General features: G+C 49.4%; 2 protein-coding genes. Both read left to right on the forward strand.

The window, feature by feature from the left end; genetic code table 11:
* Positions 1 to 62 precede the first annotated feature (62 nt).
* On the forward strand, positions 63 to 4,664 hold the full coding sequence (locus tag DDT56_RS23990; protein ID WP_417903705.1) for a hypothetical protein: 4,602 nt from the start codon (positions 63 to 65) through the stop codon (positions 4,662 to 4,664).
* A complete protein-coding gene (locus DDT56_RS24490; RefSeq protein ID WP_168197686.1) occupies positions 4,661 to 6,892 on the forward strand; it encodes a hypothetical protein in 2,232 nt (743 codons plus the stop codon). Before DDT56_RS23990 ends, DDT56_RS24490 begins: the two co-directional genes overlap by 4 nt.
* Positions 6,893 to 7,254: the final 362 nt, after the last annotated feature.

Genomic DNA, 7,254 nt, shown 5'->3' on the forward strand with positions numbered 1-7,254 from the left:
ACTCTCAACTTTTCAAGTTGTTGTGTCAGATCTGGTCGCGACTAATACATCTAAATGCCACGATGCCGTTTAGTCAGCAACTCCACACAGCATTTGACTCACCTGACCGCGATGCAGCAGCGCTGCTACATCGCTTCAGACTAGCTGGAATATTGGAGTTTGCCGGACGTCCGGGAGGCGATCCCGCTAAACAGCCGTTCCGCTGCCTGATAAACAATGATTTGGCGCTATACGATTACAGTCTCACCTTTCCGACGCTCAGGAAAGCATTGCATCCAGAGACCGTTGCAGCAGCGCTAAACTACTTCACGATTAGCAATCCGCACGAGCCACTATCCAATACTATCAATGAAATCGCAACAGCTCTGCATCTTGCCCCCATGCAGATAGAAAAGGTGCTAATCGAAAGCGGCCAAATCACCCTCAATAACTATCGTCAATATGAACGCGTTGGCGAGAAAACGACGGATAATAACCTGAAAACTCTCATCTCCAGCCAAACGCCAGATACGACGCTGATTGAAGAGATTAACTCCTGTCGCGCCAGGGTCTCCAAGCTTTACGACGCCCATGAACGCGATGGCGCGGAGGTTATTTTCAGCTCAGACGGCACGGGGTTCGGCAAAAGCTATGGCGTAATTCAGGGATACGTCGACTATCTGACGCGCTTCGCCCAAACCCAGAAGCCAGATTACCTGTTTCCCGATGGTGGCTTTACCAACCTGCTGTTCATGTCACCGCAAAAATCACAAATCGACCTGGCCAGCAGCCAGAAAAATAACATTCTGGCTGCTGGCGGTGAGTTCATTTGCGTTCTCTCCCGTAAAGATATTGCCGACCTCGACTTTATGGACTGGGCCTCTGGCCTGAAAAACCGCAACCGCTATATTCAGTGGTACGAAGGGGCGAAAGGCAGCAAATATATCGGCGGCGCTATGCGTTCGCTCAATTATCATGTCTCGCAAATCGATCGTTGTGAAGAACAGCTAGCAAAGCTGGCGACATATAGCACCCAGGATACCCGCTACGACAGGGAAATGCTCGACGAGCAACTTAAAAACAGCCGTCACAATATCCGCGATGCGATTCAGTCAGCCTGTAAAGCACTCTTTGGGCCGGACAGTGAAGACACCTCCATTCAAGAATATATTCGCCGCGGACTGCTTGCTCGCAGAAAACGAGAGCTTAACGCGATGCAGGGGAAACCTGCAAAAATAAGCGTACACGAAGTCTACTTCGAGCTTATCAAGCAGGTATTGCCTTTCGAGGTTTGCCAGTACCGCCCGTCGGTGCTGTTAATGACCACCAACAAGTTTGACACATCAACTTACCGCCTGACGCCTCGTCAACGAGGCGAAGGCGTGCGTTTTGAGCCCGTGGATTTTGACCTGCTCCTTGGCGGTAAGCTGAAACCCAAAGATCCGCAGATCAGCACCGTTGCGGCAGCAGGTCACTCCGAACAGGCAGCTTACCTTCGCAATGAACATTTCAGACGCAATCCAGACTGCCCTTTTCGCCGCAAGAATATCCGCTTCACGGTGATAATCGATGAACTGCATGAAGCCTACACCCGCCTTGAAGAAACGTGCCATGTGAAACTGGTCACACAGGAAAATAACCTGGCGCACGTTATCTCCGTTGCAGGACGCATTCACAACGCGGTACTCAGCCTGGAGCGCCGAAACAAGCCTAAAGAAGCACAAACGACCTTTGAGCAAGAGATGGTCAAATTCATCGCCACTCTGCGCAATTTACTGGCAGAAAAGTGCGAACTCTCATCCGGTACAACGCTGGGATCGATACTGGAGATGTTTCGCGACCAGTTGGGGGCATTTGAAGTCAACGGCGATGCCGCCGAACGCATCATTTCAATCACCCGCAACGTCTTCAGCTTTAACCCCAAAATGTACGTCAATGAAGAGGGGCTGAAACGCATTCGTATGCGCAACAGCGAAGGCGACATAACGCGTACCGAGTTGTATTACGAAGTTGAAAATGATGCCAGCGACACTAACCCCACCCTGCATGATCTGTTCCAGTTAGTCTCCGTCATCCTTGCCGCCTGCTCTGAAATCACCAACCGCGACTTTAAGCGCTGGGTAAAAAATGGCGGCCAAGATAACTCCAGCAGCCAGAATACGCCTTTGGGCCAGTTTGTCGACGCAGCCAATAACGTGGCCGGCGTAGTGCGCCATATCTTCGATCGCACCACCGATGAAAACTTGTTGATTGATCATTTCTACACTTACCTGCAGCCCAAAACTGTATTCACGATGACGCCGATAGCTGAACTCAACTACGTGAACAGGGGAGCCGAGCGCACAATTATTCTGGCGTTCGAGATGGATCTGGTACAAGAGTTGCCCGAAGTCATGCTGCTGCGTTTATTAACCGGCACGCACAATAAAGTGATTGGGCTGAGCGCCACCAGCGGTTTTAGCCACACCAAAAACGGTAACTTCAATCGTCGTTTCCTGGCGCACTATAGCCGCGACTTTGGCTACCAGATCGTTGAACGCGAAACAGCAGATATCGATACGCTTAAGGCATTACGCGAGCTGAGGGCCCGTATACGCAATGTCAATTTCAGGGTGTTTGATGATAGGCAGCTAAAATTGACCGATATCTGCCAGAACAGCGACACTTTTCATAAGGTGTATAACGACTTTTTCAAAGCACTAAAAGAATCGCTGGAATACGACCTGAACAATACCTACAAACGGCGTCAGTACTACCGGGAGCTGGAAGCATTATTGCTTGCCGCCTACGAGGGTAAAAACAGCCTGATTCTGTCACTTTCAGGGGCGTTTAAGCGGGCCTTTATCAGCGCCTGGCGCACGCATCAAACAGCATGGCGCAAAGAGTACGGTATGTACTCCCGGTGCGACGAAAAAACGGATAATAGTAAGAAACATGACCAGATCCTGACCTTTACCCCATTCAAAGGGCGTCACACTGTCCATTTGGTCTTTTTCGATTCACCGTTGGCCAATATCGAAGATATCAGGCGCGAAACCTATATCGATAGCAGCAACACCGTACTAGTTTTTATGAGCAGCTACAAAAGCGCGGGCACCGGCCTCAACTACTTTGTTAAATACCATGACGGCGATATTAATGATACAAGTGCGCCGCGTCTGGATGTCGATTTTCAACGCCTGGTACTCATCAACTCCTCGTTTTATAGCGAAGTAAAGGACAACAGCGCTAACCTTAATACATTACCCAACTACGTCACCGTGCTTAAACACTACGCCGATGACGATATTACCGTCCACAAGCTGGCCGATTTCAGCGTTAATTTCGCCCAGGGTGAAAATTATCGCCTGCTGATGGCCGAACATGATATGAGCCTGTTCAAAGTCGTCGTGCAGGCCGTAGGTCGGGTCGAGCGCCGCGATACGCTATTGAAAACAGAAATCTTTTTACCCCGCGACGTATTCCGTAATGTCGCATTCCAGTTCGCCACCCTCAGTGAAGACAGCGGCAACGAAGTGGTATCAGAAAGCATGTCCTTGCTTAACCACCGCCTCATGGAGGAGTGCGAAAAACTGAGTCAGAGCCAGTCATTTAGTGATGCAGAACAGCGGCATGTGTTTGAACAGGCTATCGTAGAAAATGGTCGCCGCATCGATGCGGTTCACAAACGAGTCCTGAAAACCGACTGGATAAATCAGGTACGCGTGGGCAATGTCGATTATCTCGCACTGTGTAATTTATTCCGTGATCCTGACTCCTTTACCGATCCCCAGCGCTGGCTGGAAAAACTCCAGGCTAATCCCTTGTATGCCGCCAATCGACAAATGCAATCTATCCACAATGCCCTGTTTATCGATCGCCAACAGGGCAGCCAAACTATTTTACTTTGCCACAAACGCGGCCCAGATGGACTTACCCACGGCGATTATTCCGCTCTATCGGACTTTGCTGGCGGTGCCAGAGTATATCAGCCAGAACTCACCCTCTTCCCGCAGTACAGAAACGATGTCGATTATACCCCCGGCAACCTGGTGGGTGAGCTGATTAGTGAATGCGACAGGATTCAGAAAACGGCATTCGAAAAATGGGTGCCCAACCCCAGGCTGGTTCCGTTGCTCAAAGGCAATGTCGGCGAATTTCTTTTTGATAAGGTGCTGAAACATTATGGTGTGCCCTCTCTTACCGACCAGCAGGTATTTGAGCGCCTTGCGCCGTTGGTCTATGAGTTTTTTGACCGCTTTATTGAAGTGGGTGACGACCTGCTCTGCATCGACGTTAAACGCTGGGCGACGCAGTTGGACGATTTGACGCGAGCAGAAGAAACGCTTGAGAAAAGCGGCAACAAGATTCGCCAGATCCGCAATATCGCCAACCAAAAGGCGGATACTGAGGGGCAGAAACAGATCCAGGCGACGCTGGCAGGTCGTTACGAACGTATTCGATTTATCTATCTGAACGTCGCCTACAGCCAGAACCCCAATAATCTGATGTGGCAGGATAACGTGGATCACACGATCCACTACCTTAATCTGTTGCAGACTGACTACCAGTATTATCAGCCCAAAAATCGAGAGAGCGGACGTTCTCAGGAAAGATCGAAACTGCGCACTACGCTGGACATTAACCCGATGTTACTAACCCTGCTGGGTATAGAAAGATTGCCGACTAAAGGAAAAGCGTCATGATCCCTAATCTGAATGAGCTGACAGATACCCCGATTGCCCGCACTAATTTGATCAAGCTTGGAGAAGATCAGCTGACGACCATCCAACGTCTATTGGCTCCGGTATCTAATATATATACGATAGACTTTATGGTTCAGCGCTTTACTAAAGAGCGAAAAGAAAAATCCGCTGATTACTATGCGCGTATCCATCAGGAGGTTAAATCCTGTGTGCGGCAGAAGCTTGGTCTGGATGCCGGGCAGGACGTAAAATATGAGCTACATCTCTTACCCAATTACCAGCACGTCTATTTTTTCCTGGCGCCTGCCGCTGCACCGAACAGCCCGGCTCATCGGACTTTGGCAGAACGCATTGAAACGCTTTGTCAGCAGCTCACCGCTGAAAATTATGACCTGTCTCGCCTGATTCAGGGATTGTTCAGTCTGCATTTAAAAATGGTAATGCTGGAACAAGCCAATGAACGCTTTTCGGTATCACCGACCTACTTCAACTCGACGCTCTATCTCAACGCTCGCCTGAGTCAGCCCGTCACGCAGAAAAGCGGCACTGGAGTGATGGAGGCATTCGAACTCGATATTTACGCATCAGAATATAACGAACTCGCCTTTACCCTGCACAAACGAAAATTTCTGGTTGAACCAGCGGATGAGTTGCATCTCCCTCTGGAAGATACTCACGTGTGGTTTAGCATCGATAATCGCCGGCTCAAAGCCCGGCGTAAACTTGATGCCCGGGATAGCAAGCTGGACTTTTTCCGTGAACGCAGCGGCTATGGCGAATGCCAGGCCTACACCTATAACGTGGTCATGAATGCTGCCTGCGAGCGGCTCAGTGTACTAGAGATCCCGCACCAGCCTATCCCATTTCAGGCCACCCACGAGGTCAATCAGTTCACTACCGACCTAGATCAACAGCTGACTAATACGCTGTTGGTGGTTAATAACGGCGTCGAATTCAGCGCCACGCAAGAAGCTTATTTCTTTGACGCATTAACCTGCCAGTTCCCCGGATATCAACTCTGGCCGCTGGCGTCGCTTATACATTCTCAGCAAACCGGCTTTTCTGAGCTGCCTGCCAATACGTCCATTCTGGTTCTCAACACGGTAGATGAAGAACGAAGCAACAGTATCCGCCGGCAAGATAATGAATCTGTTGAGTATGGTGATTTCTATGCTGCCTTTGTCGACGCTCGGAAACAACCTGAACTCAACTGGGATACCTACACCCAGCTTAAGCTGGATCGTTTGCAAGGATGGTTAAATCAGCAGCCGCTGCCTGTTGTCTTGCAAGGTATGAATATTGATCGCAAATTACTGGATGCGATTGATTTTATTAATGAACGATCGGCGAACAACCCTGCTCAATACGAAATCGATCTTACGAAGCCTCGCAGCCGTCTCAAGTCAGCAGTTACCTTACTAAACAGTAAGGTACGCCGAACAAAAACCGAACTATGGTTCAAAGAGAGCTTACTCAATCAGCACCATATTCCACTGTCAGACCTGACGGACGGCCACTACACCGCCTATGCGGTACGTAAAACGAAAGGCAATCTCCCTTTGCTTGGATATGTTGAACTAAAAGTAGAGCACGGCCAGCTTAGAGTGGTAAGTACCGGGATCGCTGAAGGTAAATTAGATTGGTTATCGGTTGATCATCCCCCACTGGGACGGCTAAAAAAAATATTCGACAAAAGCTTCTATCTCTACGATCACGCCGCAGACGTCCTGCTTACCACCTACAACAGCGCGCGCGTGCCGCGCCTGATTGGCCCTGCTCAACTTAATATCGTCGATTCATACGCTTATCAGGAGCAAGAAAAAGCGCTGACGGAGCGTAAAGGGGATAAATTTAACGGGTATACCATTACTCGCTCGGCAAAACCGGAACAAAACGTACTGCCCTATCTGATATCACCAGGCCGTTCGAAACACGACTCGCTGACCAAAGCGCAAAAGATGAAGCACCACCATATTTACCTGCAACCGCATGAGAACGGGGTGTTTGTTCTGGTGAGCGATGCTCAGCCTACAAATCCTACTATTGCACGGCCTAACCTAGTGGAAAATCTGCTGATATGGGATGCCCGGGGCAAAGCCGTAGATGTATTTAGCCACCCGTTAACTGGCGTTTACCTCAATAGCTTCACCCTGGATATGCTCAGGAGCGGCGAAAGCAGTAAGAGTTCGATTTTTACCAAGCTTGCCCGGTTGATGGTGGAGAACTAACGAATGTGGGGCGGTAATTCGTTATCGACGCCGCTCTGCCCCGGAGCTCCTGTGGATGTACAAGCAGGAAGGTATGTTCTTTTCATTTTTAGGACCCGCTATGTGGACATGACTCTACATATAACGAAGCCAATTCGCTAAATGACAATTTTTCGTGATAACCATCACAAAACCAAAGCGATTTTTTATGGGGGCTTTAGTGGGGGCGCTGTTGCAAGAATTTCGCAATTAAACCAATAACAAACAGCACGTTAATCGTCGATATGATCCCGAGTCCGGCACCACTATTTAAAAGAAACCAGCCTGATGGCTGGTTTCAGATTGCTGACGAACCCCACATTTTCCGTGGGGTTCTTGTTTTA

It is taken from the genome of Brenneria corticis (assembly GCF_003115855.1).
GTDB classification, from domain to species: Bacteria; Pseudomonadota; Gammaproteobacteria; order Enterobacterales; family Enterobacteriaceae; genus Brenneria; species Brenneria corticis.